The sequence below is a fragment of the Sphingomonas sp. TDK1 genome, assembly GCF_001650735.1.
Lineage (GTDB): Bacteria > Pseudomonadota > Alphaproteobacteria > Sphingomonadales > Sphingomonadaceae > Sphingomonas.
Genome location: NZ_LXVY01000010.1, coordinates 23,457 through 48,570, shown reverse-complemented (window position 1 = coordinate 48,570; position 25,114 = coordinate 23,457). Strand labels below are relative to the sequence as shown.

The 25,114-nt window shown below is 67.6% G+C and carries 23 protein-coding genes; 14 read left to right on the top strand and 9 right to left on the bottom strand.

What is annotated here, in order from left to right:
- From A7X12_RS09285 to A7X12_RS09270, 4 genes are all read right to left on the bottom strand, one after another.
- On the bottom strand, nucleotides 1-946 hold a 946-nt coding region (locus A7X12_RS09285), incomplete at its 3' end, for a sensor histidine kinase (RefSeq protein WP_232318436.1).
- Nucleotide 947: 1 nt separating this feature from the next.
- Complete coding sequence (locus tag A7X12_RS09280) at nucleotides 948-1,634, bottom strand: response regulator (RefSeq protein ID WP_063690107.1); 687 nt, start codon at nucleotides 1,632-1,634, stop codon at nucleotides 948-950.
- The gene (locus A7X12_RS09275; RefSeq protein WP_063690178.1) at nucleotides 1,615-2,217 is read right to left on the bottom strand and encodes a cytochrome b/b6 domain-containing protein; all 603 of its coding nucleotides are present in this window, start codon (nucleotides 2,215-2,217) and stop codon (nucleotides 1,615-1,617) included. Before A7X12_RS09275 ends, A7X12_RS09280 begins: the two co-directional genes overlap by 20 nt.
- Before the next feature lie 2 nt (nucleotides 2,218-2,219).
- The gene (locus A7X12_RS09270) at nucleotides 2,220-2,501 is read right to left on the bottom strand and encodes a PepSY domain-containing protein (RefSeq protein ID WP_064311358.1); all 282 of its coding nucleotides are present in this window, start codon (nucleotides 2,499-2,501) and stop codon (nucleotides 2,220-2,222) included.
- A gap of 194 nt (nucleotides 2,502-2,695) precedes the next feature.
- Here A7X12_RS09270 and A7X12_RS09265 point away from each other — a divergent pair, with 194 nt between their 5' ends.
- Complete coding sequence (locus A7X12_RS09265; RefSeq protein WP_064311357.1) at nucleotides 2,696-3,175, top strand: rubrerythrin family protein; 480 nt, start codon at nucleotides 2,696-2,698, stop codon at nucleotides 3,173-3,175.
- Nucleotides 3,176-3,313: 138 nt separating this feature from the next.
- Here the strand turns inward: A7X12_RS09265 and A7X12_RS09260 are convergent, their stop codons facing one another.
- Genes A7X12_RS09260 through A7X12_RS09245 form a run of 4 tightly spaced genes read right to left on the bottom strand, consistent with a single transcriptional unit; the run spans nucleotide 3,314 to nucleotide 7,855 of the window.
- Entirely contained in the window at nucleotides 3,314-4,720 is a 1,407-nt protein-coding gene (locus A7X12_RS09260) for a TolC family protein (RefSeq protein WP_064311356.1), read from the bottom strand.
- On the bottom strand, nucleotides 4,717-5,793 hold the full coding sequence (locus tag A7X12_RS09255) for an HlyD family secretion protein (RefSeq protein ID WP_064311355.1): 1,077 nt from the start codon (nucleotides 5,791-5,793) through the stop codon (nucleotides 4,717-4,719). The genes A7X12_RS09260 and A7X12_RS09255 overlap by 4 nt, the downstream gene beginning before the upstream one ends.
- Entirely contained in the window at nucleotides 5,783-7,474 is a 1,692-nt protein-coding gene (locus tag A7X12_RS09250; protein ID WP_064311354.1) for an ABC transporter transmembrane domain-containing protein, read from the bottom strand. The genes A7X12_RS09255 and A7X12_RS09250 overlap by 11 nt, the downstream gene beginning before the upstream one ends.
- A 39-nt stretch (nucleotides 7,475-7,513) precedes the next feature.
- Complete coding sequence (locus A7X12_RS09245) at nucleotides 7,514-7,855, bottom strand: hypothetical protein (protein WP_064311353.1); 342 nt, start codon at nucleotides 7,853-7,855, stop codon at nucleotides 7,514-7,516.
- A 126-nt stretch (nucleotides 7,856-7,981) separates the two neighbouring features.
- On the opposite strand from A7X12_RS09245, the gene A7X12_RS09240 reads away from it, so the two are divergent.
- The 9 genes from A7X12_RS09240 to A7X12_RS09200 all read left to right on the top strand — a co-directional run bounded on the left by A7X12_RS09240 (nucleotide 7,982) and on the right by A7X12_RS09200 (nucleotide 15,667).
- Nucleotides 7,982-8,899 (top strand): LysR family transcriptional regulator, encoded by a 918-nt coding sequence (locus A7X12_RS09240; protein WP_064311352.1) that lies wholly within the window; start codon nucleotides 7,982-7,984, stop codon nucleotides 8,897-8,899.
- A 115-nt stretch (nucleotides 8,900-9,014) separates the two neighbouring features.
- The gene (locus tag A7X12_RS09235; RefSeq protein ID WP_064311351.1) at nucleotides 9,015-9,557 is read left to right on the top strand and encodes a DUF1269 domain-containing protein; all 543 of its coding nucleotides are present in this window, start codon (nucleotides 9,015-9,017) and stop codon (nucleotides 9,555-9,557) included.
- A 37-nt stretch (nucleotides 9,558-9,594) separates the two neighbouring features.
- Nucleotides 9,595-10,425 carry a universal stress protein gene (locus A7X12_RS09230; protein ID WP_064311350.1) on the top strand — a complete coding sequence of 277 codons (831 nt, stop codon included), beginning with the start codon at nucleotides 9,595-9,597 and terminating at the stop codon, nucleotides 10,423-10,425.
- Nucleotides 10,426-10,460: 35 nt separating this feature from the next.
- The gene (locus A7X12_RS09225) at nucleotides 10,461-12,974 is read left to right on the top strand and encodes an NAD-dependent epimerase/dehydratase family protein (protein WP_064311349.1); all 2,514 of its coding nucleotides are present in this window, start codon (nucleotides 10,461-10,463) and stop codon (nucleotides 12,972-12,974) included.
- A gap of 121 nt (nucleotides 12,975-13,095) precedes the next feature.
- Nucleotides 13,096-13,347 carry a DUF465 domain-containing protein gene (locus A7X12_RS25480; protein WP_157105546.1) on the top strand — a complete coding sequence of 84 codons (252 nt, stop codon included), beginning with the start codon at nucleotides 13,096-13,098 and terminating at the stop codon, nucleotides 13,345-13,347.
- A gap of 196 nt (nucleotides 13,348-13,543) precedes the next feature.
- A complete protein-coding gene (locus A7X12_RS25475) occupies nucleotides 13,544-13,762 on the top strand; it encodes a YdcH family protein (RefSeq protein WP_064311347.1) in 219 nt (72 codons plus the stop codon).
- Nucleotides 13,763-13,799: 37 nt separating this feature from the next.
- On the top strand, nucleotides 13,800-14,552 hold the full coding sequence (locus A7X12_RS09210) for a carbonic anhydrase (RefSeq protein ID WP_064311346.1): 753 nt from the start codon (nucleotides 13,800-13,802) through the stop codon (nucleotides 14,550-14,552).
- A gap of 35 nt (nucleotides 14,553-14,587) precedes the next feature.
- Entirely contained in the window at nucleotides 14,588-15,241 is a 654-nt protein-coding gene (locus tag A7X12_RS09205; protein ID WP_198161974.1) for a DUF2490 domain-containing protein, read from the top strand.
- A 33-nt stretch (nucleotides 15,242-15,274) separates the two neighbouring features.
- Nucleotides 15,275-15,667: an acyl-CoA thioesterase gene (locus A7X12_RS09200; protein ID WP_064311344.1), complete on the top strand. Its 393-nt coding sequence runs from the start codon at nucleotides 15,275-15,277 to the stop codon at nucleotides 15,665-15,667.
- 26 nt (nucleotides 15,668-15,693) lie between these two features.
- On the opposite strand, the gene A7X12_RS09195 is transcribed toward A7X12_RS09200, so the two are convergent.
- Nucleotides 15,694-16,380 carry a recombinase family protein gene (locus A7X12_RS09195; protein WP_232318435.1) on the bottom strand — a complete coding sequence of 229 codons (687 nt, stop codon included), beginning with the start codon at nucleotides 16,378-16,380 and terminating at the stop codon, nucleotides 15,694-15,696.
- A 76-nt stretch (nucleotides 16,381-16,456) separates the two neighbouring features.
- On the opposite strand from A7X12_RS09195, the gene A7X12_RS09190 reads away from it, so the two are divergent.
- The 4 genes from A7X12_RS09190 to A7X12_RS09175 all read left to right on the top strand — a co-directional run bounded on the left by A7X12_RS09190 (nucleotide 16,457) and on the right by A7X12_RS09175 (nucleotide 25,104).
- Complete coding sequence (locus tag A7X12_RS09190; protein ID WP_064311343.1) at nucleotides 16,457-19,426, top strand: Tn3 family transposase; 2,970 nt, start codon at nucleotides 16,457-16,459, stop codon at nucleotides 19,424-19,426.
- A 205-nt stretch (nucleotides 19,427-19,631) separates the two neighbouring features.
- Nucleotides 19,632-20,630: an efflux RND transporter periplasmic adaptor subunit gene (locus tag A7X12_RS09185; protein ID WP_093334457.1), complete on the top strand. Its 999-nt coding sequence runs from the start codon at nucleotides 19,632-19,634 to the stop codon at nucleotides 20,628-20,630.
- Nucleotides 20,630-23,731 carry an efflux RND transporter permease subunit gene (locus A7X12_RS09180; RefSeq protein WP_064311342.1) on the top strand — a complete coding sequence of 1,034 codons (3,102 nt, stop codon included), beginning with the start codon at nucleotides 20,630-20,632 and terminating at the stop codon, nucleotides 23,729-23,731. Before A7X12_RS09185 ends, A7X12_RS09180 begins: the two co-directional genes overlap by 1 nt.
- Nucleotides 23,728-25,104 carry an efflux transporter outer membrane subunit gene (locus A7X12_RS09175; protein WP_064311341.1) on the top strand — a complete coding sequence of 459 codons (1,377 nt, stop codon included), beginning with the start codon at nucleotides 23,728-23,730 and terminating at the stop codon, nucleotides 25,102-25,104. The genes A7X12_RS09180 and A7X12_RS09175 overlap by 4 nt, the downstream gene beginning before the upstream one ends.
- Nucleotides 25,105-25,114 lie beyond the last annotated feature (10 nt).

Here is a 25,114-nt window from a genome sequence, read left to right as displayed (position 1 = left end):
CCTTTGGCGCCATCGCGGCCACTACCTCTCGACCGATGTCGGCGAGATCGATGGCCACGTGACCATCGATGGCCAGCGCGTCGGCCTGGGCAAGATCGAGCATCTGTTCGACGAGGCGGGTCAGGTGCCGCGCGTCGGCTCGCAGTTCGTCCCGCTGCTTGCCTGCCGGAAGCCGGTCGAGCGATAGCTGCATGATCGACAACGGTGTGCGCAGCTCATGAGCGGCGTTGGCAGTGAACTCCCGCAGGGTCGCCATCGCTGCATCGAGCCGGCCGAGCGCCCGATTGACGGCGCTGACGAGCGTATTGACCTCTCGAGGCTCACTCGGCTCCGAAAGGCGAAGCAGGGTGTTGTCGGGTTCCAGCGCGTCCACCTCTCGCTCGGCATTGCGAAGGGGTTGGAGCACGCGGCGGACGGCGAAGACATTGAACAGCAACAGCAACAGCGACAGCGGGATCAGCGGCAACATCACGTGCTGAATGATCTCGTTCACGATCACCGGCACATAGGGGCGGATGCCGTCGCCTTCGAACTGCATCGCCAGCCAACGCCGCTCGCTGCCGCGGTCGATCGCGCGGACGCCCGATATCCGATAGCCGCGGGGGGTATGTTCGCGTCGCGTCCAGTCGACCAGGGTCGACGCACCGTCGATCCCGGTCTGACCCACCCGCCGGAGCTCGGGTGATCCCGGTTCGACATATCGCGCGGACCAGGATTCGGCCCCCGGCGGTCCGGTTAGCAGGTCGGGCGACAGCACGCCGCCTGCCTGAGCCTTCGTCGCTTCAAGCGTCAGCAATTCCTGCGCAAGCGATTCGGGCTGGCGACTGTAGGTGAACACGACGATCCCGACGTCGAGTGCTGCGAACAGCAGCGTGAACGCCGCCAGACGCGCCGCAATCTGTCGGAACAGCGTAGGGGACCGTCGCCTTGGCCGAACCGCGTCCATCTTATTCACCAGATACGCTCGGCGCGAACAGCGCATAGCCGACGCCGTGCACGGTGCGGACCTGCACGTCCGCCCCGACGGCGGTCAGGCGCTTGCGCAGCCGCGATACTGCCGCTTCCAACGCATTGGGCGTTACCTCGGCGTCCATAGCATATAGCGTATTCTCAAGCGCCGGCTTGGCGACGACGTGTCCGGCGCGGCGGAGCAGAACTTCGAGCAGGTTGATTTCACGCGGCGTCGCGTCGATCGCGACGCCGCCCACCTCGGCCGACCGTGAGGCACAATCGAGCACGACGTTGCCCGCGGCGAGCCGGGTGCCGAGCGACGCCCCGGGTCGTCGCAGCAGGGCACGACACCGCGCCGCGAGCTCGGGAATCTGGAACGGCTTCACCAGATAGTCGTCGGCGCCCGCGTCGAGTCCGGTGACGCGATCGTCGAGGCCACCTCGCGCGGTCAGGACAAGGATCGGCGTCGCATTCTTGTCCCGGCGGGAACGGCGGACGATGTCCAAGCCGTCTCCATCGGGTAAGCCAAGGTCGACCAGTAGCAGGTCATATGTCGCCACCTTCATCGCCAGCTCGGCGTCCTCGACGGTCTCGACCCAATCGACCGCGAAACCCTGCGGGATTAGGCCGTCCCGAACCAGGCTGCCAAGCCGGGCGTTGTCTTCAATCAGCAGCAGGCGCATGGTCGATGTCGGTCCCCGTTGGTGCACGTTTGTAGCCAGTGACCATCGCCAGCGGCAGGTTTTCCCGGTGCCGCACGCTCTCGACGATCGCACCGATGACATGCAGGGCTACCGCGCCGATCAGAACATTGGCGGCGGTTTCGTGCAACGTCTCGACCCAGCCCACACCCCAGAATTGGTCGAGCCCCATCATCCATCCGCTGGTCCCCACCGTCGCCAGCAGGACAAGGAGGACGACGATCATTGCGCCCCCGGCCGGGTTGTGCCCGATGTAGCGCGGCTCGCGCCGGGCAGCCATCGCGCGAAAATAGCGCAGCAACACGAACGGGCCTGGCACGAAGCTGGCGAACCGCGCGTGACGCCGGCCGATAACACCCCAGATCAGCCGGATCGCCAGCGCCGTGACGACAACGTAGCCGACATAGATATGCGGTGTCTCCTCGTGCCGAAGAAATGTCAGGTTGGCGATGACGCCTCCCGCCACGGTCCAGTGGAAGATGCGGACGATCGGGTCCCAGACCTTGACCCTGTCGCGGCTGCGGGCAGGGTCTCGGGATGAGGCCGCTGGAGCGAAGTGTTCCATCGTCAGTCGACGTTGTTCTGAACGATGGCGCCGTTCACCGGATTAAAATAGACCTCGGCGCGCTTGCCGTCCTTCGTGTGGGCGTAGATCTCGTAGCAGCTGCCGGACACCTGGAACACCTTGACGTCGCGATAGCCCATCCTGGCGACGCGGCCTTTCATCTGTGCCGGTGTCATCCATTTGGCCTGGGGTGCCTTGGTGCAGACGGGGGACGCCATCGCCATCGGCGCAGCTGCGACGGCGACGAGAAAGGCTGCGACCTTCAAGGGTGCAAAACGGGTCATCGAACGAACTCCTGTCAGAGGCGGGATAGCCTTGATGACGGGGAGATCGCAGGAGCGCCTGACCGGAACCTGACAGCGCAGCGAGTTTTTTCCCACGTCTTGAGAATACGTTTTCTGTCAGCTCGTCAGGTCGCCGTCAGGACCTCGGTCGATAGCAACGCAGCCGCACTTCCGGCGGCAATGGAGATCCGACCATGATGAAGTCCCTGATCGTCGCTGCCGCCGGTGCCGCGACCATTTTCGCCGTCAGCGTGACCGCCGCGCCGTCGGCGCCGACCCGCCCGCTAGCCGCCAGCACGCGGGCGAACCTCGAAGCCGCGATGCACGGGGAGGCTTATGCCAACCTGAAGTATCTGCGGTACGCCGACCAGGCGCAGGCGGCGGGAAAGCCCGAACTCGCCAAGCTCTTCCGCGCATCGGCCAACGTCGAGGCCAACGAGCACTTCGATCGTGAAGCGCAGGCGCTGCGGCTCGGCAGCAGCAACAATGTGAACCTCGAAGATGCCATGAAGGGCGAGCACTACGAGAATGTCACGATGTACGTGAATTTCGCCAAGGAGGCGGAAGCGGCCGGCGACAAGAAGGTGGCGCAGATGTTCCGCCAGATCGCGGTCGACGAAGGCACGCATTACGCGGCTTACAAGGCTGTCCTGGCAAAGCTCCCCCGTCGCTAAGCCAGCTGCAGGCGCCGGCCCGGCCATCCCCCCGGCGGGCCGGCGCATCAAATCGGGATCGTTCGATAGGTTTTTAACACACGCCCGCCGAATGGGGGACCGGTGAGCAAAGGCCCGAAATCGTACGCTAGGGCCAGATCAGGGTAACTCCACGTCACCCAAACCGAGGCGGGTTCGATCGGCCGTGGCCTGGGCCAGGTCGGCGGCAGCCAAAGCAGCGCGCGCTTGCGCGTCGAGTAGACGCACGCGAGCATCTGTAGCCGCTTCTTCACGGAGGTTGAGGACGAAGAAGTCGCTGGCGCCGAGCTGGAATCGACGTCGTTCCGCAATTGCCATGCGGTCGGCAAGCTCCGCCTCGCGCGCCGCCAGTTCGGCCGTCTTCTCCGCGCCGTCGGCGGCTATGACGATGCCGCGCACCTCAACCGCAATCTGGTCGCCTATGAGCCGTTGGCGGGCGCGCAGCGCGTCGATCTCGGCGCGAGCTTCGGCGATGCGGCCCTTCGCCTGGCGGCGCTGGAGCGGAACGGAGAAGCGCAGTCCCACAATCGCCTGCCCGCCGCTGCGTGATGGTCCGCCCAGCCCGTCCCCGCCCGCTCCGTAGGCGAGTTCACCGCGCGCGTCTAAGCGGGGCTTGAGCTCGTTCTCGGCCAAAGCGAGCCGAACCTGCGACTGCTCGATGCGGGCCGATGCCACGCTAAGGTCGGGGCGCGTGACCGGCCCGGCGGGCCGCGGCGCGCTGAACCCGGGCAGCTCGCCGGGCAATCGGTCGTCCATCGGCGTGACGCGCTCGCCCTCCGAATCGCGCAGGAATAGAGAGAGCGCGTTGGCAGCCGCCGCGAACTCTTGTTCGGTGCGGACCACGAGCGCGCGCCGGCGGACGATGTTCTGCTCGTTCTCCGTGAGCAGGATCTCTGGCCTGGCGCCCAACTCGACCTGACGACCGATCCCGCCTCGCCGGTCCTCCGCCAGCGCCAACAGCGACCGGTACGCCTTGAGGCGCAGCCCCGCTGCCGCCCAGTTCTGGTAGGCGGCGATCGCACGGCCCTGGACGCCGATCGCGACCATCTCGCGCTCGAGCCGCGCCACGTCGACATCGCTCCTGGCCAGCACGTCACGACCCCGACGCTCGTCGATGGCGCGATCCCGCAATAGCGAGAACAGGCCACCGACGCGCAGTTCACCGAGGCGGCTCGTATAGGCCTTGTCCTCGTAGATCGGGAAGGTGCCGCGGGACAGGCGATAGGCACCGTAGAGCTGCCCGCCGTTACCCGTGAGCGGCCGCGTCGCGCGGCCCTCGGCATAGCTGCCGTCGTAGTAACCCGCGACCCGGCTCTGCGCGTCCCCCTCGAACACGGTATCGAATGCGCCTTGCGCGGTGAGGGCGCGACCTTGGGCCTGACGCTCGCGCGCGAGCGCCTCCACGATCTGTGGGGCAAAGGCTGCGGACGAGCGCAGCACTTCATCAAGCATCAAGGGGCGCGGCGCCTGCGCCCAGGCGAGGCCGGGCCACAGTAGGCAGAGCGCGATCAGGACGCGGCCGATCATTTCGGCTTACCCGCCTTGAGCACGTCCTTGTCCTCGTCCTTGACCGGTGCGGTCACGGACGCGCCTTGGGGCTGGCCGAATTCGAGCGGGAAGTCGTTCAGCTGTCGCCACAGCTCGTAGCCGACCGACACCGTCTCCATCTGGATCCAGCCGCGCACCTTGGCGCCCAGGCGGATGAAGCGTCGGTCGGGCCAAGAGGTCTTCCCTGGCATCGGCTCGATTAGCACTCGGAACAGGCCATCGGTCCCGGCCGTGGGGTCGATCGTTCGCACGCGTCCGTCGAACAGTCCGCGCGCGATCGACGGCCAGCCGCTGAACTGGATGGCGGGCCAGCCCTCGAACTCCAGGCGTACCGCCTGACCGGGGCGGACCAGCGCCACGTCGCGACCGTCCACGAACAGCTCGACGGCGCGCTCGACGCGCTCGGGCGCGACCACGGCCAGCACCGTGCCCGCCGTCACCAGCGCGCCGCCCGCGGCCGCGTTCAGCTGCTGGATGCGGCCGTCGCGGGGCGCTCGGACCAGCTGCGCCGATTGGCGGTTCAGCTGGACGTCGATGCGGTTCAGCTTGGCGCGCGCCTCCGCGAGCTTGGCGGCGCCGTCGGCCACCTTGATCTGCGCCTGCTCCAGGTCGCGTCGCGCCACCAGCCCTTCGGCCAGTAGCTGGCGCGACCGGCCGACATCGATGCTCGCCACCGCCTGGCCCTGGCGCGCGGCCGCGATCTCGGCCTGCACCTGCGCCCGCTCGGCGGCGAGATTGGACAGAAAATTGGGATCCACATCGACCACGCGGGCGATCGGGTCGCCCCGGTCGACATGCTGCCCGTCCTGCACGTACCAGCGCTCGACGCGGCCCGGCACCAGCGCGGTCACTTGCTGCGCTCGATCGCCCGGGTCGAGCGCGGATACCTTGCCGTCGCCGATCGCGGTCTGCACCCAAGGCGCGTAGGTCATCACGGCAACGGCGAGCCCGAGGCCGACCGCCACCAGCCAGGCGAGCGCGACCGTGGCGCGCGGCGGGCGCATGCGCGCGAGCGTAGGAAAGTGCGAAAGGTGCTCGGGTCTATACGGCATGGTCGACCTCCGATGCCGCGCGGGCCTGTTCCAGGGCATGAAGCGTCGGAAAGGATTGCTGGCGCATGTGGTCCATCAGCAGCCAGCGGTCGAGCTCGATGCCACCGGGCCGACCGGTGAACAGGATCACGGTCGTGCCAGCCTGCCGCAGCGCAGACAGCGTGCGGGACAGCTTGCCCGGAGCCATCAGATCGAACAGTTGCGACAGCATCAGGACGCGTGGGCGCGAGAGCATCGCGTTGGCGAGCTTCAGCTCCATGACCTCGCCAATGGACAGCGGCGAGCCGGACGAGGCGAGCGGCGTGTCCAGGCCCAGCGGCAATCGCGCGACGCGATCGGCCAGGTCGACGCTTTCCAACACGTCCAGCATCGCCTCGGACCCGGTCCCTGGCGCCGCGAGCGACAGGTACTCACGGATCGTCACCTCGACGATGGACGGGCGATCGAGCACGATCACGGCCGAGCGCAGCAGGTACATGTCGAGGCCGCCCAGGTCCGACCCGCCGATCGTAACCAGGCCGCGCTCGGGTACCGTGTGCCGCTTCAGCACCAGGGCAACGGCACGGTCGACGCCGGGCTCCCCGATTGCAACCACCTGCTCGCCTGACCTGAGCTCGAAATCGAAGCGGGCGTCGCCGACCCGCACGTCGCGCAGGCGCACGGCGCCGTCGCGCGGCGTCAGGCCGCCCGCCGTGGACGGCTGCTCCTGCGGGATGGTGAAGAGAAGCGACAGCTCCTCCGACGAGGCGACGAGATCGTAGAAGGCGTCGAGATACCAGCCGAGCTGCGCGACGCCGTAGAACACGCCTGACAGGATCAGTTCCGCCGCGACGAGCTGGCCGATTGAAAGCTCGCCGCGCAGGATCAACGTGCCGCCGAGCGCCAGCAGCGCGGCCGACGCGAACGCGTACAGGAACAGGCAGGAGAGCGTCTGGGCGAAGCTGTAGCGGAAGTAGCGGCGGTGTCGGTCGATATAGGTCGCGGTCATCGCCTCCGACCGATCCATCGCGAAGTCGAGGTGCCGGCTCGACTTGTAGAAGCCGTTGGACCCGCCGACGCTCTCCAGCCAGTGCGCCGTCGCGTGCTTGGCGTGACTGAGCGCCACGGCGGACGTGAACGAACCGCGTGACCAGATCAGCCAGACGAGCAGCAGCACGAGCAGCAACACCGCGTTGAAGGCGAGGAAGAACGGGTGATAGAAGCTGGTGATCACCAGCCCGACGACCGATTGCAGCACGATGGTGAACCCCCCGATGAACAGGCTGGGCACCGCCTTCTGCACCACCGTCAGGTCGAAGAAGCGGTTGAACAGGTCCTGGCGCTTGGCGTCGCCGAAGAACGGGTTCTGCGCGTGTACGGCGCGCACGGTCACCTCCGCCACCACGCGCGCGAACACTCGCCGCTCGAACAGCGCCATGACATGCACGCGCAAGGCGCTCAGCACGGCGACGAGCAGCAGGAGGAGGAACAGCACGCCCGAGAGCGTCCAGAGCGCGGTCGGCTGAGCGGTGTGCGCGACGCTGTTGATGAGCAGCTGGACGGAGATCGGCGTCGCCAACGATAACAGGCTGATCGCCACGCCATAGACCACGGCCAGGCGCAGATACGCCCTGTCCGGTCCGATGATATCCGTCAGCCAGCGCGCGGCGTCCCTGAACCCGACGCGTTCCCTCGCAGCCATGCACCCAATCCCCTGAAGATCTTCAATTAAGGCGCGAACTCAACCGGCCGACGGATTGAGACGGGTCACCTGCGCGATTCCTTGGGCGTCGATCGCGATCGCGTACTGCGGACCGTCGTCGCACCTTACCGCATAGATCGGGCTGCCATCGTGGTCCGGCTGGCGGATGCCCTGAACGACCTGCTGGCACGGCGCTCCGCCGTCACGAATGGCCCGGAAAAACACGACGAACCGCTGTCGTTCGGGCAGGTCGACGACCTGCTTCTGCACGGCCGTCATCGCGATCGGCGCGCCCACCTTGCTAGGCTGCTGGTCGTTTCGGGTTTCGGCAGGGCCGCAGGCGACCAGGGCGGCAAGTGGACACAGGACAAGCGCGCGCATCAAGCGTCTCCCTCGATAGCTGACGACGCCAGTGCGTCGCGATGACAGCCAAATAGGCTTCACCTCGGTCGGTCCGCCAATCGCTATCGTTGCACGCGGCCTATAGATTGTGATTATATCGGTTGTATGCCGACGCTGAGGCAGCTCGAATATCTGGTCACCATCGCGGACACCCAGTCGTTCGTCGAAGCGGCGCGGCTGACCAACGTGTCGCAGCCGACGCTAAGCCAGCAGGTCCGGGCGCTAGAGGACCGGTTGGGCGTCAGGCTGCTCGAGCGCAGCACGACCGGCGCGATCGTCACACCGGTCGGTCGCAGCATCGTCGCCAAGGCCCGGCGCATGCTGAGCGACGCGCGCGACATCGTCGGGCTGGCGACCAGCGCGTCCAACGACCTGACGGGTACGCTCCGTCTCGGCACCACTCCGACGCTCGGCCCCTACCTGCTCTCGCCGCTGATCGCCGAGCTGCACCGGATCGCGCCAGGGCTGAAGCTTCACGTGCGTGACGGTATTCCGGACGATCAGATGCTGGAGCTGTCGCGCGGAAACCTGGACATATTGGTTGGCCCCATGCCGATTGCGGGCGAAGACCTGACGGTCGAGCCCCTGTTTCGGGAACCGCTCCGGCTCGTGTCGGCGGTCGACGGCGAGCTCGTGACGGGTGAGCGCGTCGGGCGCGAGGCGCTTGCCGAGCAGCCGCTCCTGTCACTCGACCCGCGCCATCATCTCGCTCGTCAATCGGCGGAAATCGCCGGTCAGTACGGCATGAGGATCGCGCCTGACTATTACGGTACCAGCCTCGACAGCCTGCACCAGATGGTGGCGAGCGGGCTGGGGCTGAGCATTCTGCCCGCGCTCTACCTCAAGTCAGACGTGGGCGGATCGTCCGGGTTGACGGTGCTGGACGTCGACGGCTGGAAGCAGCACCGTTCGATCGCGGTCGCCTGGCGCCGGCAGTCCAGCATGGAGGCCGCGTTCCGTCTGATCGCCGAGCACGTCCAGCTTTGCGCCCGCAAGCTGCTCGACCCCATAGGCTCCGTCTAAGGCGCGGACCACCTACTATCTATTTTCCGGCGGTCCGGATCGCACCTAGTTCAGCACCACGCCCGACCCGAGTCCGAAGGCTTCCGGTCAGGCACAATCATGCTGGAGAGACACGATGTCCGAACTGGTGGTGGTCGGGTTCGACAAGACGGACGACGCCGACCGTGTGTTGACCGAGTTGAACAAGCTCAGGCGCGAGTATCTGATCGACCTGGCCGACGCGGTGGTCGCGGTCCGTGACACCGACGGCAAGGTCCAGATCAAGCAGTCGATCAGCATGGTCGGGCATGGCGCCAGCTACGGCGCGCTCTCGGGCGCCCTCTGGGGAACGCTCATCGGCTTCCTGTTCCTGAACCCGCTAGCAGGTCTCGCGGTCGGCAGCGCTGTCGGCGCGGGCACAGGCGCGCTGTCCGGGAGCCTGGTCGATTACGGGATCGACGATGACTTCATCCGTGAGCTGGGCGAGACGCTGACGCCGGACAGCTCGGCCCTGTTTCTGCTCGTCCGCAAGGCACAGCCGGAGAAGGTCATGGCTGAGTTGAAGGGATACGGCGGGCGAATCATCCGCTCCTCCCTGTCGCCCGAGGACGAAGCGAAGCTGCAGGCAGCGCTGCAGCGCGAGCAGGACATGGTGACGGAGCCGTCGCCGGCGTCCTGAGCAGCACTCCTATCCCACTGACCTGAGGAAGCCTTCGATGCGCAGCATCCTGTTGCCGCTTTGCGACCCGGCGCTCGACCGGCACGCTATTTCGATCGGCACGGACCTAGCCGACAGACTAGACGCGCAGGTCACGGCGCTCCTCCCGCTCACCGACTTCGCGTCGCTGCCGGTGCACGGACATTACCCGTACACCGCCGGATGGGACGAGTTCATCGAGGGCACGCAAGCGTCCGCGGAGAGGCGCGAGGTCGAGGCGCGACAGGCGTTCGAGGCGCACGAACGAGAGTCCGGAGTCCCGACCAGGCTCTCGCTTCGCACGGTTTATGGCAACGAAGACGCGGTCGTGGCCCGAGCGGCGCTAACTCACGACCTCGTCCTGTTCGCGCGCCAGTCGACGGACGAGGACGATCCGCTACCAACCTCGTCGCTCCTCAAGACAACGCTCGAAACCGCCGGCCGCCCGGTGCTGGTTGTCAACGGCGATCTCATACCCACCTTCGGGAAAGCGATCGCGGTCGCCTGGAACGGTAGCGTCGAGGCGGCGCACGCGGTGACCGCGGCGCTGCCGCTCCTCCGCCGCGCCGAACGGGTCGTCGTCCTGACCTTCGCCACCTCGCGCACGCAGGCGTCCAGCGCAGAAGAGTTGCTCGGCTACCTGTCGCGCCACGGCGTCACAGCTGAAGCGCACGTCAATGAGCCCGAACTGTCGGTCGGGGAGGAGCTGGTGATGGAGGTCGAGAGCCTCTCGTCCGACCTGCTCGTGATGGGCGGCTACACCCACAGCCGAATGCGGCAGACGCTGTTCGGCGGTGTCACGCACTACGTCCTGGAGAACGCCCGCCTGCCGTTGCTGATGGCGCGCTGAGCTTGGCGCGGGTTCAGGCAGGAGGGCACCCGGCCATGCGGACAGCTGCTGCGCTAAATAAGCGACACGTCAGTGACGCCGACCGGCCCATCGTGCTCATCACCGGCGCATCGGGCAACCTTGGCCGGGCGATCACGGGCGCGCTCGCGAATGATTACTGCGTCGTGGGACTGGACCGTCGCGCCTCGGACGTGCCGATCCCGACCTTCGCCACCGACTTCGCCAACGCCGCCGCGGTCGAGCTGGCGCTCGAGCGTTTCCGCGCACGGTTCGGCTCGCGCATCGCCAGCGTCGTCCACCTCGCGGCCTATTTCGACCAGTCGGGCGATGACCATCCGCTCTACGATGCCGTCAACGTGGAGGGCACCCGGCACCTCCTGCGCGCGCTGCAGGCGTTCGAGGTCGACCAGTTCATCTACGCCAGCACGATGCTGGTCCATGCACCCTGCCGGCCGGGCGAGAAGATCGACGAGGGCCAAGCATTCGACCCGGCCTATGCCTATCCGCATTCCAAGTTGGAGGCCGAGCGCGTGGTCGAGGCCGAGCACGGCGACATACCGGTCGCCATCTTGCGGCTGGCCGGAGTGTATGACCGCGACCATCTGGTTCCGACGCTCGCGCACCAGATCGCGCGCATCCACAACCGCGACCTACAGGGCTATTTCTATGCTGGTTCGCCGCTGACGGGCCAATCGATGCTCCACAAGGACGACCTCGCCGACGCCGTCCGGCGCACGATCGAGCGGCGCGACAGGCTGCCTGCGGAGAGCGTCATGCTGATCGGCGAGTCCGATCCGATGAGCTACGACACGTTGCAGGACGAGCTCGGCTACCTCATCCACGGGGTCGACGATTGGCCGACCATCCGCGTCCCTAAGCCGCTCGCCGCTGCCGGCATCTGGGGGCTGGATAAGCTCGAGCCTCTCATCCCTGACGCGATCGATCGAGGGGAAAAGCCGTTTATCCGGCCATACATGGCGATGATGGGCGACCATCATTATGCGCTCGACACCTGGCGAGCGAAGACGCTGCTCGGTTGGGAGCCGAAGCGGCGCTTGAAGGACGTGCTGCCCGACATCGTCGCCGATCTCCGGCGCGATCCGGTCGGCTGGTACAAGCGCCACGACATCACACCGCCTGACTGGATCACGGAGGCGCACGAGGCTGGCCACGGCCCCGATGAACTACGCGCCTCCTACGAGCGAAAGCGTCGTGCCGAGCATGGTCGCTATCGCTGGGCGCACTTCGCCAATGTGGGCTTCGGCACGTGGCTCGTCACCTCGCCGCCCCTCTTGGGCATCGCTGATCCTCGCCTGGTCGCGAGCGACATCGTAGCCGGATCGCTGATCGTGCTGCTATCTTTCGCGTCGCTGTCGTGGCGCGCGACCTGGGCACGCTGGGGAACCGGGCTGGTCGGGGTCTACCTCCTGTTCGCGCCGCTCCTTTTCTGGACGACGAGCGGTGCGGCCTATCTGAACGATACCCTGATCGGCACGCTGGTCATCGCGTTCGCGCTGGCGCTGCCGCCCGAGCCGGGACCATCCCCGGTCGCGGTCGCGCCCGGCCCCGATGTGCCGGTCGGCTGGAGCTACAATCCGTCCGCCTGGACCCAGCGCCTGCCGATCATCGTGCTGGCGCTGGTCGGCCTCTATGTCTCGCGCTACCTCGCCGGCTATCAGCTCGGCCAGCTTGGCGGTGTGTGGGAGCCATTTTTCGCGGGCAACCCTGCGGACCCACAAAACGGGACGGAAGAGATCATCACCTCGGCCGTGGCGGAGGCCTGGCCTATCGCCGACGGTGGTCTGGGCGCGATCACCTACATCCTCGAAATCCTCACCGGCGTGATCGGGCTGAAGGCGCGCTGGCGCACCATGCCCTGGCTCGTGATCCTGTTCGGGCTGCTCATCGTACCGCTCAGCGTCACCTCCATCAGCTTCGTCATCATTCAGCCGCTGGTGATCGGCACCTGGGGCACGCTGACGCTGGTCGCCGCGGCCGCGATGCTGCTGCAGATCCCGTTCGCGGTCGACGAGCTCATCGCCTCCGTCCAGTTCGTTCGACGCCGCGCGAAGGCCGGTAGGAACTGGCTGCGCGTGCTGTTGCTGGGCGACACGGACGAGTCCTCGGCCGCTGCGGCAGTCGAAGCGACGCGAGACGAGTTCGACCGCTCCGCGCGCGGCGTGGTGCGCGAGGCCGTGTCGGGTGGAGTAGGTTTGCCTTGGCCGTTCGCCGCCAGCGCCGCGATCGCCGTCTGGCTGTTATTCACGCGGCTGACGATCGGGGCCGATGGTGCCATGGCCGAAGCCGACCATGTAATCGGCTTTCTAGTCCTGACGACGTTGTCGATCGCCGCGGCGGAGCCGACCCGCGCCGTCCGTTACCTGAACGTGGTCTTCGGGGCCGGACTTATCGCCGCGCCGTTCGTGCTTGGCGCCGACCTGCCGGGAACGGTCAACAGCCTGGTCTGCGGACTGGGGTTGATCGTACTCAGCCGTCCGCGCGGTACAATCCAGCAGCGCTATGGGACCTGGGATCGCCTGATCGTCTAATCAGGCTGCTTTGGGGTAATCGCGAAAGCTATGACGACGACCCAGCGATTGCGATTGGAGTGCCTCGCCCGCGGCTCATAGGGTGTGTCCATCGGACCACGTCCTGCAAGGAGCAGGCAATATGAGCAGCCTCATCGAACGTCTTGTGGCCGCACACCGAATGCTGTCGGCCGAGCTGCGCCGCGAGCGCGTCAAGGCCCGTCCCAATGCGGCTCGCATCGCCCGCCTTCGGGCTGAGCGGCTGGCGATCAAGGAACGGGTCGGCCGTCACCTGGCCCCCGGTACCGCGACAATCTTTCGCGCCGTCCTCTTCAGACTTTTGGGTCGAAGTAGCATTAATCGTCGCGACGAGCGCGACCGCCACCAACCGTGATCGATGGCGCATAGGCTACACCTATAGACCGGGCGCAGGGCTTTCGATTGGGCCGGCTACCTGCCCGGCGCTAATTCAAGGTCGTGGTCCGGGCCCCTCTGGCGGCGACCCGACAAGTCCTCGCGATGTCGGGCCACGACAGACGCCGGTTTTCGGCCACACGTCGGCCGGTCGGCACAACGAGAGGACTTGCACCATGAAAGCTGGAGACCTTCTGCTCAGCGCGTACCGCGCCATCAGCCGCGACGTAGCGCGCGAACGCAAGCGCCGTTTTCCCGACCAGATCCGGCTGGCGACGATGAAGAAGGAGCGCCTCGCACTGAAGGACCGCCTGGCGCGGCACCAGCCCGCGACCGGCTCGACGCTCGCGATGGCGCTGCGCATCCTGTCCCGCGCCAAGCGCGCCTTCGCCTGATCCGACCGAACAGCAACTCTCCGAGGCTTGAACAATCATGTGTGATGCCCATCCTTCGCGCCGCGCTCTGGTGACCGGCGCGCTCACCGCAACGGCGCTTGCCGCGGCACCTGCCGCCGCGCAGGGAACCGGCCGACGAGGCGCCATGCGTGTCGTCCCTCCCGCGCCGACCCGGAACGGCAAGTCCGCTCTCAATCCCGATCAAGCATTGCAGCTGCTGCGCGACGGCAACGCCGCCTTCCTGCGCGGCGAGGTGATTAATCCCGACCTCTCGCCGCAGCGCAGACTCGAGCTCGCGCGCGGGCAGGCCCCGTTCGTGGCCTACGTCTCCTGCTCCGACAGCCGCGTACCTCCCGAGCTGCTGTTTGGACGAGGTCTCGGCGAGCTGTTCATCGTCCGGAACGCGGGCAATACGGTCGATACCGTCGCCAGGGGCTCGATCGAGTTCGCGGTCGCGGTACTCGGCGTGCCGCTGGTGGTCGTGATGGGTCACGAGGCGTGCGGCGCGGTCAAGGCGGCGATGGATGTCGTCGGCAAGAACGCCCGTTTCCCCGGGGCCATCGACAGCATGATCGAGCCGATCATTCCCGCCGTACTCGAAGCACGCGGTGCGGCCGGCGATCCGACCGAGGCCGCCATCCGCCAGAACGTCCGGCGCGTGGTGAACAACATGCGGGAGCGGAGCGACCCCTTGCTCATGCAACCGCAGGCGGAGGGCAAGCTCAAGGTCGTGGGAGCCTATTATGAGCTGGGCACCGGGCGCGTTGACTTCTTCGACCTGCCGCGATGAGGCGGGCGTCGCTGCCGAGAACCGGCGCGCTCGCCGTGGCCGCCACGCTGATGTGCGCGGCGCCGGCCAGCGCGTCCGACCACGACGCGCAAGTCTGGGGCTCGATCACGGCCACAACCGCGCTCGCGCAAAAGGTCGATGCTACCCTCGAGCTGCACAGCCGCTACACCGATGATGTGTCGCGCGTCGGGCAGGTGCTGATCCGACCCAGCGTCACCTACAAGCTGCCTCGCGGCTGGTCGGTCGCGGGCGGCTACGTCTACGTCCGGACCCGTTTCGAGAACACGCTGGCCAACGACGAGCATCGGACCTGGCAGCAGGTCGGCTACACGTTCGCTGCGAATCCCTCGACTGGGCTGTCCATCACCGGTCGGACCCGCGTCGAGCAGCGTTTCCGGCCGGATGCGGATGGTGTGGGGTGGCGTCTGCGCCAGCAGGTCCGCGCGCAATTGCCGCTGAAGGTTGGCCCTGTTCGAGCGGTCGTGTGGAACGAGACCTTTGTCGGTCTGAATACCACCAGCTGGGACCGACACGAGGGCGTCGACCAAGTCCGGACTTTCGTTGGCGTGAGCCTACCGGTCAAGAACGGCATCACTGTCGAGCCGGGCTACCTCAACCAGACGATCTTTCGGATCGGGCCGGAACGGGTGAACCACATTTTCGCGGCCAATATCTTCGCGCGGTTCTGAGCCGCCCACACCCTCTAAATTGGCGAGGACTCCATGATTGTAGAAGAAGAGCCGCCCGCCGATGCTCCGGTCATCCGGGTCACCGCCATGCCCGCCGACGTGAACCCTTACGGCGACATGTTCGGCGGTTGGATGATGGCGCAGATGGACCTCGCGGCCGGTTCGGTTGCCTCGCGACACTGTGGCGGTAGCGCGGTGACGATCGCGGTCGAAGGCATGCAGTTCCACCGCCCCGTGTTCGTCGGCGATGAGGTGTCGGTCCATGCCAGGCTGGTCGCGACCGGGACGACCTCGATGACCATCACCGTCGAGGCATGGCGGCGCGGCCGGCACACCGACGAGGCTTGCCGCGTGACGCAGGCCCGGTTCGTCTTCGTAGCGATCGGTGATGACCGGCAGCCGCGTCGCGTCCCGCGATTAACGTGATCGCGAACACGGTTCGACGTCCGCGTTCACTTTGCCCGTCGGCTCAACAATTTCTCGCCGTCCGGTCTGATGTCACCCTTGGGCGTGACGTGCCGGTAGAGCGTCTGCCGAGTGATGCCGAGCTCGGCACACAGCTCGCCCACCTTGGTTTCCGGCTTGCCCATCGCGGCCTGGGCGAGACGCAGCTTGGCAGGGGTCATCTTGAACGGTCGGCCGCCATGCCGCCCGCGCGCGCGGGCCGAAGCGAGGCCGGCGCGGGTGCGCTCGACGATCAGCTCGCGCTCGAACTCGGCAAGGCCTGCGAAGATCGCGAACACCAGCCGGCCGTTGGCGGTCGTGGTGTCGATCGACGCGCCCTCGCCCGCCAGCACCTTCAGCCCGACCTCCCGCTTGGTTAGGTCGCCGACTAAGTTGACGAGATGGCGCAGGTCGCGCCCGAGCCGGTCGAGTTTCCAAACAACCAGCGTGTCGCCGCCCCGCAGCGCCTTGAGGGCGGCATCAAGCCCCGGCCGGTTGTCGCGCCGCCCCGAGGCGCTGTCCTCATAGACGTGCTCGGCCGCGACCCCGGCCGCGGCGAGCGCGTCGCGCTGGAGGTCGTGGACTTGGCTGCCGTCCGCCTTCGAGACCCGGGCATAGCCGATCAGCGTCGTCACATATTCGTCCGTATTCGTGACAAAGCCCGGTTGCTCGCCATCGAGCGCCTTCTTTGTCATTTAACCCGTGTTCCTGTCTATGCTCCGCGAACATCCTGAGTGGAACAATATGTGACGGATTCGGGGGACCGGGGCGATGCCGACCAAAACGATACTCTCGCCCGGGCAACGGGCGGCGATCTTCGACCCTCCCGGCGACCGCAACACCGTCGAGCGGTTCTACACGCTCGGCGCCGACGACCTCATCCAGGTCTGTCGTCGAAGGCGTGGAGCCAACCGCATCGGCTATGCGGTCCAGCTCTGCTACCTGCGTTATCCCGGCCGAGCGCTGTTTCCCAGTGAACAGCCTCCACGCGAAATGTTAGATTTGCTTGCGACGCAGATCGGCGGGTCGGCCGAGGAGTTTGCCCGTTACGCGGAGCGCGCGCCGACCCTGCGCGAGCACCGTGCCGAGCTCGAGACGTACCTTGGCCTGCGCCCGTTCGAGCGCCCCGATCTGCGCGCAATGCTGGCGCTCGGGATAGAGGTGGCGACCTCGACCGACCGCGGCGAGCCGATCGTCGCGACTATGGTCGAGCGGCTCCGCCATGCCCGCGTGGTCGTGCCCGCGGCGTCGACCCTCGAGCGCCTGGCGCTGATCGCCCGAGCCCAGGCGCGCCGGGTTGCCCATAAGGGGCTGATCCGGGACCTCACGCCCGAGCAGGAAGCGGCGCTTATGTACCTGATCGATCCCGGCGAGCAGGGTCGCACGGGGCTGGGCTGGATCCGCGAGTGGTCGGAAGCGCCGACCGCAGCCAACTTCAAGGCGGTCGTGGAACGGCTTGACCGGGTGCGCTCGCTTGAAGTCGAGCCCGAGCGGGCGCGACGCATTCACGCGGCCCGCTACGCTGTCATCGCCCGCGTCGCCGGCATCGTGACCGCGCAGGCGCTGCGTCGCATGGAGCGACGCCGCCGGCTGGCGACCCTCGTCGCGTTCGCGATCGAACTGGAAGCCGCGCTCACCGATGCGGCGCTGCTCATGGTCGAGAAGATGGTGGGCTCGCTGCTCCGTCGAGCGGACCGGACCCGATCGGAGCGGCTCTTGGGCGAGGCGCGGCTGTTGAAGGACACGGCGCGCGTGCACGCCCGGCTCGGCCGCCTCCTGATCGAAGCGCGCGCGAGCGGCCGCGACCCGTTGCGCGCCATTGACGACCGGATCGGTTGGGAGCTGCTGGAGCGCAGCGTCCGGTTCGCGGAGGAGCTGACCCGCGGGAGCGAGGACGGGCTCGAGGAGGTGGTCCAGCGCTACCCCGAGGTGCGGCGCTTCGCTCCTACGCTCTTCAACGCGTTCACGTTCCGCGCCGCGCGTCCAGGCGATCCGCTGCTCGGTGCTGTCGACGCGCTCCGGCGCATGTACCGCGACGGCCGCTCAGTGCTGCCCAAGCGCGTGCCGACCACGTTCCTGCGCCCACGCTGGCGCAAGGTGGTGTTTCCGGGCGGGGGTGAGGTCGACCGCCGGGCCTATGAGGTGGCCGTCATCATCCACCTGCGCGAACGGCTCGCGTCGGGCGGCGTTTGGGTCGACGGCAGCCGCGCCTATCGCACGCTCGACGACTATCTCCTGCCCGAGGCGGCTTACGTTGCGATGCGCGACGAGGGCGGGCTCGACCTCGCGGTCCCGTCCAGCTTCGCCGACTGGCACACCGAGCGCCGGGCCGCGGCGGTCCGACGCATGAGCGAGGTGGAGCGCGCCGCCGCGGCCGGCGAGCTGTTCGACGTCGTCATTGCTGGCGACGAGCTCACCGTATCGCCGCTCAGACGCGCCGTGCCGGACGAAGCCGATGAATTGAAGATCAGGCTTTACGCACTGCTGCCCCGCGTGCGCGTGACCGACCTCTTAGTCGAGGTTGCGGCCTGGTCGGGGTTCGCGGACGCCTTCGTCCATGCCCGCAGCGGCGAGCCCGCGTCCGACCAGGCCGCGCTTATGGGCACGATCCTGGCGGACGCGACCAACCTCGGACTCGGTCGCATGGCGGAGAGCTCGCGCGGGTTGACGCTCTCTCGCCTGCGCTGGACGGCTGAGTGGCACGTGCGCGACGAGACATACCTGTCGGCGCTGGCCAGCCTCGTCGACACGCACAACGCGCACCCGCTGGGTAGGGTTTGGGGCTCGGGCGAGCTGTCGTCGTCCGACGGCCAGTTCTTCCGGGCGGGCGGTCGCGGCGAGGCGCGCGCCGATCTGAACGCCCGCTACGGCTCGGAGCCGGGCGTGCTCTTCTACACCCATGTCACCGACCGGTTCACGCCGTTCCATACCAAGGTTATCGCAGCGAACGCCGGCGAGGCCGCCCACGTCATCGACGGCCTGCTCGATCACGAGAGCGAGCTCGTCATCCGCGAGCACGCGACCGACACGGCCGGCGCCGTCGACCATGTTTTCGGGCTATGTCACCTGCTTGGCTTCAGGTTCGCGCCACGCATCCGGGACCTGAACGAGCGACGCCTGTACGGGTTGGCCGCGCTCGACCCCTGGCCGACGCTGCGGCCCCTTGTCGCGGGTCCGGTGAACATCCGCGCCATCGAGGAGAACTGGGACGAGACGCTCAGGCTGGCCGCCTCGATCAAGGCGGGCACGGTGAGCGCGTCCGCCATGTTGAAGAAGCTGGCGGGCTACCCGCGCCAGAACCCGGTCGCTCGCGCGCTTCGTGAGATCGGGCGCGTCGAGCGCACCCTGTTCATGCTCGACTGGCTGGACGACCCGGAACAGCGGCGTCGCACCGGCTCAATCCTGAACAAGGGAGAGGCCCGGAACGCGCTCGCCCGCGCCATCTTTTTCAACCGCCTGGGAGAGCTCCGCGACCGCACGTTCGAGAACCAGCGCCACCGTGCGTCCGGGCTGACGCTGGTCACCGCCGCGGTCGCGCTCTGGAACACTGTGTACCTTGAACGCGCCGTCGAGCACCTGCGCTCGACCGGTGCCAAGGTGCCGGACGAGCTGCTCGCCCATGTCGCCCCGCTCGGCTGGGAGCATGTCGGGCTCACTGGCGACTATCTCTGGAGTGAGATCGACCGTCCGCGCGGACGGTTCAGGCCACTCCGCACCGCTGCCGTCGAGCGCCGCCCTTAGCGTACGTTTTCGGGCCTTCTCTCACCGGTCCCCGAATGGGGCCTGAAAGAGCGCTCAGTGCCCTAATCGCGCAACATCAATTCGAACGCGAGATTTTCAACAGCCACGACCGGTTGTGACACCAGCCTATCGCTTCCTGCCGAACATTGGGATTTTGTATAGTCGCCCCAAGCTGCCGCCAACATGAGGCTGCTACTGTCGCGGCATGACGCCTATCCGATGCCTTCCGATCGCCACATGGCCCCTGCTGGCGATCCTGACTGGATGCGGCAGCGATCCGGCTTCACCCCCAACTCCCCCAGCCAAGGCCGCGGCGGTCGCCCACGAAAGCGATCTGCTGAAGCTCACCCTCACGACGCAAGCGCAACAGCGTCTCGGCATCCGAACGGTAAGAATTGGCGATGGTTCGGCCGCGCAAATCCGCGCGACGAGCGGCGAGGTCGTCGTGCCGGCAACCGGCGGGGCGGGCGTGCCAACGGGATCGACGAGCAACCTCGCCCAGATCGGGGTCAGTCAGGTTGCGGCCGAAGGCGAGATCGCGCGGGCGCAAGCGCAAGTGCGGCTTGCCGTCATCGCCTATAATCGTGCCGCTGCTCTAGTGCGTGAGGAAGCGGGCAGCGTCCGAGGACGCGACGAAGCCGCGGCGGCGCTCGCCACCGCGCGGGCAGCACTGGATGCGGCGCGCGCGCAACGCGGGCTGCTCGGTCCCTCGATCGCGTCGATGGGCAATCTGTCGACGCTGTGGGTGCGGGTGCCGGTGTTCGGCACCGACGTGAGCGCCATCGAACGCGGTCGCACGGCTACGGTTCGCCCCCTCGGCGACGATCGCGCCGCTCCGCGCGCTGCGCGCCCGGTCCAGGCACCGCCCTCGGCCAATGCGGTCGCGGGCACCGTCGATCTGTTCTTCGCACTCGATAATCGCGACCGTGCCTACCGCGTCGGCCAGCGCGTCGCCGTAGCGTTGCCGCTCGGCGGGCGGGCAGACGGGCTGTCGGTCCCGACCGCGGCGATCGTCCGCGACATCTATGGCGGCGAATGGGTGTACCGGAAGACTGCACCCGACACCTATGTTCGCCAACGAATCGAGGTCGCGAGCGTCGCCGATGGCCGTGCGCTGTTGTCGCGCGGCCTGGAGCGTGGTGCCGAAGTCGTGACGGACGGGGCGGCCGAGCTGTTCGGGACCGAGTTCGGGACGCCGCACTGATGCTTGCCTGGTTGGTCCGTGCCGCGCTGACCCAGCGCGTCCTCATTCTCGCGCTCGCGGCGCTGCTGGTCGTACTTGGGCTACGCGCGACCGGCGACGTGCCGCTGGACGTGTTTCCAGAGTTCGCGCCACCGATGGTGGAGATTCAAACCGAAGCTCCGGGCCTCTCCACCGAGGAGGTGGAAAGCCTGATTACCGTGCCGATTGAAACGGCCGTGAACGGCGTCCCCGATCTGATGACGCTGCGGTCGAAGTCGGTGCTCGGTCTGTCGTCGGTATCGATCCTGTTCGATCGCGGCACCGACGTGATCCGCGCCCGCCAGCTCGTGCAGGAACGGGTAACGCAGGTGCAGGCACGGTTGCCCGCCGCCGCGCGTCCCCCGGTGATGCTCCCGCCGCTGTCGTCGACCAGTCGGGCGATGAAGATCGGCATATCGTCGGCCAAGCTCGATCAGATGCAGCTCTCCGAATTGGCGCGCTGGACGATCCGGCCGCGCCTGATGGCGGTGCCGGGCGTCGCCAACGTCGCGATCTGGGGTCTGCGTGACCGCCAATTGCAGGTTCTGGTCGATCCCGACCGACTGCGCGCTGCTGGCGTGACGCTCGCCGAACTGCGCGCCGCGGCCGGCGACGCGGTGCTGGTCGGCGGGGGCGGCTTCGTCGATACGGCAACGCAGCGCCTCGCGGTCCAGCAGACGAGCGCGATCCAGTCCTCGGCCGATCTTGCCCAGGCGGTCATCAAGCAGAGCGGCGAAGCGCCGGTCCGCATCGGCGACGTCGCCCGCGTGGTCGACGGCTTCGCCGCGCCGATCGGCAATGCGATCATCGACGACGGCCCCGGCCTGATGCTGATCGTCGAGAAGCAGCCGACCGGCAACACCCTCCAGCTTACCCGTGACGTGGAGGCCGCGATCGGTGAGCTGAAGCCGGGCCTGCGCGACGTGAAGGTCGATACGACGATCTTCCGCCCGGCGACCTTCATCGAACGCTCGATCGACAACCTGACACGCGCGCTCGCGATCGGCTGCCTGCTCGTGGCCGTGGTGCTGTTCGTCTTCACCCGCGATTGGCGGCAGGCGACGATCAGTCTGGTCGCCATACCGCTGTCGCTGCTCGGCGCGGGGCTGGTGCTGCTGTGGAGTGGTGCCACGATCAACACGATGGTGATCGCCGGACTGGTCATCGCGCTCGGCGAGGTGGTCGATGACGCGATCATCGACGTGGAGAACATCGCTCGCCGGCTGCGGCTTAACCGCGAGGCGGGCAACCCGCGCTCCAATTTCGATGTGGTGCTGTCCGCCTCGCTGGAAGTGCGATCGGCGGTGGTGTTTGCCTCGCTGATCGTGATGCTGGTGTTCCTGCCGATCTTCTTTTTGGGCGGGGTCGCGGGGACGTTCTTTCAGCCGCTTGCCATCGCCTATGTGCTGGCGATTGCCGCGTCGTTGCTGGTCGCGCTGGTGGTGACGCCGGCGATGTGCCTGTTCCTGCTGCCGAACGCGCCCCTCAAGGCAGAGCGTGACACGCGGCTCGTCGGGGCGCTCAAGCGCCGCTACGCCGGGGTGCTGCCGCGCATGGTGGCGCGACCGGCGCTGGCGATGGGGATCGTCGCGGGCGGCCTGCTGCTGGCCGGCGTCGGCTACGCCGGGTTCAAGGATCAGTTCCTGCCCGACTTTCGCGAAACCGACTTCCTGATGCACTTCGTCGAGAAGCCCGGCACGTCGATCGAGGCGATGGACCGCATCACGATCCGCGCCTCCAAGGAACTGCGCGCAATCCCCGGCGTGCGCAACTTCGGCGCGCATATCGGCCGTGCGGAAGCCGCGGACGAGGTGGTCGGCCCGAACTTCACCGAGCTATGGATCAGCCTGGACGAGAATGTCGACTATGACGCCAGCGTCGCGCGTATCAAGGAAGTGATCGACGGCTATCCCGGCCTCTACCGCGACGTGCTCACCTATTTGCGCGAGCGCATCAAGGAAGTGTTGAGCGGCGCGGGCGCGACCGTCGTCGTCCGCATCTTCGGTCCCGATCAGGTCGAGCTTCGCGCCACGGCTGAGCGGGTGCGGGCCAGGGTCGCGGCGATCGACGGGGTTGCGGATCTCAAGGTCGAGCAACAGGTGCTGGTGCCGCAGATTCAGGTCCGTCCCCGGCCCGGCGATCTGGCCACGCTGGGCCTCACCGCGGGCGAAGTACGGCGACAGGCGCAAACCTTGGTCGCGGGGCAGAAGGTCGGCGAAATCTACCGCGACCAGAAAGCGTTCGACGTGGCGCTGTGGGGCGAACCCAAGGTGCGCGGCGATGTCCACGCGCTTGCCGACATGATGATCCAGACGCCTGCGGGCGCGCCGGTGCGGCTGCGCGACGTGGCCGATATCCGCATCATGCCTGCCCCGAACGAGATCAAGCGCGAGAACGGTCAGCGCCGGATCGACGTCACGCTCAATGTAGCCGGTGCGGACCTCGGCACTGTCGCGCGCGCTGTCGAAACGGCTGTGGGTCAGGTGCCGTTCGCGACCGGATACCATCCCCAGGTGCTGGGCGAATATGCGGCGCTGCGTGACTCGCGCCAGCGGCTCTGGACGACGGGGCTGCTCTGCCTGCTCGGCGTTCTGCTGCTGGTGTGGCTGGAGTTTCGATCGGCACGGATCACCGCGCTGGTCGCGACCAGCCTGCCGTTCGCGCTGGTCGGCGGGGTAGTCGGCGTGGCGCTGACGGGTGGGGTGCTGTCGCTCGGCTCGCTGGTCGGCTTCGTGACGGTCATCGGCATCTCGGCACGCAACGGCATCATGCTGCTGTCGCACTACGATCATCTCCGCCGGTTCGAGGGCGAAGCGTTCGGCCCGCGCCTGATCCTGCGCGGCGCGGAGGAACGGTTGGTGCCGATCCTGATGACCGCCGCGTGCGCCGGCCTTGCGCTGCTGCCGCTGATCGTCGCCGGCAACGCGCCGGGCCATGAAATCGAGCATCCGATGGCGATCGTCATCTTGGGCGGACTCGTCTCCTCGACCGTGCTCAACCTGTTCCTGATGCCCGCGCTCTATGCGCGCTTCGGCCGGGAGAAGCCCGCGCCCGATGCCCCGCTCGCCGGAGTTCCCGCATGATCCGCCGGTTTGCTCCGATCGCCGCGCTCGCGGTCGTGGGGTGCATGACCGCGCCTCTGCCCCCGCCGACGATCGCACCCGCGACCGCCAGGGGTGCTTTCGCAAACCTTCCGACCGCGGCGATCGGCCCGGTCCCGAATGACTGGTGGCGGCTGTACGACGATCCGGCGCTTGATCGACTGGTCGAGGCGAGCCTTGCCGCCAATGCCGATCTGCGCGTCGCCTATGCCAATCTCGACGGCGCGCGCGCGGCACTGCGGCAGGCGCGCGCCGCGCGGCTGCCGCAAACCACGATCGAGAGCGCGGGAACGATCGACAACAGCGCGACGCAACCGAGCGCGTCATCGAACGTACCTACCACCGACTACGATCTTGCCCTGACCGCGAGCTGGGATATCGACCTGTTCGGCCGCCTGCGCTCGGGCGCGCTGGCGGCGGGGGCCGATGCCGATGCTCAGGCCGCGGCGCTGGACTCCCTGCGCGTCGCGGTCGTGGCGGATACGGTGCTCGCCTATGTCGATCTGTGCGGTGCGACCCGTGCGGCGAATGTCTCGCGCGAGATAATCGCGGTTCAGGAACGCTCGGTTGGGGTGGTGCGCGACCAGCTTGCCGCTGGCGAAGTCTCCCCGCTCGAAGTCTCTCAGGCCGCCAGCCTGCTGGAATCCACCCGCGCAACGCTGGCCCCGTTCGAGGCGGCGCGCACGAATGCCCTGTACCGGATCGCAACCTTGCAGGGCCGTCCTCCCACTGAAGCGCGCGGGTTCAACATCGTCTGCAATGCGCCCCCGAAGCTCCGTGCGGCGGTGCCCGTGGGCGACGGACAGGCGCTGCTGCTACGTCGCCCCGATATTCGCGAAGCCGAACGCCGCCTCGCCGCAGCCGCGGCGCGGATCGGTGTTGCCCGCGCCGATCTCTACCCGCGCGTGAACCTAGGCGGTGCGGTCGGGCTGCTGACGGGTGGCTTCGTCGCGACGGCTTCACCGCTCATAAGCTGGGCCTTCCCCAATCAGGCCCCGGCGCGCGCACGACTGAAACAGGCCCGCGCGACCGAGCGTGCTGCGCTCGCCGGTTGGGATGTGGCGGTATTGCGGGCGCTGCGCGAAGTCGAAACCGCGCTCGCCGCTTATGACAGCGAAGTGCGTCGTAATCGTGCGCTCGATGCCGCACGCGTCCAGTCCGCGCTCTACGCGCGCCGTGCAGCCGCTCGTGTTCGGCTTGGGGATACCGCCTCGCTGATCCAGTTCGATGCCGAGCGCGCGCGGGTGCAAGCCGCGCTCGCCCAGGCACAGTCCGACCTCACCGTGGCGCAATCCCAGGTTGCACTGTTCCGGGCGCTCGGTGGTGGATGGCAGACGAACGGCCCGGCGGGTTAGAAGGGCAGTC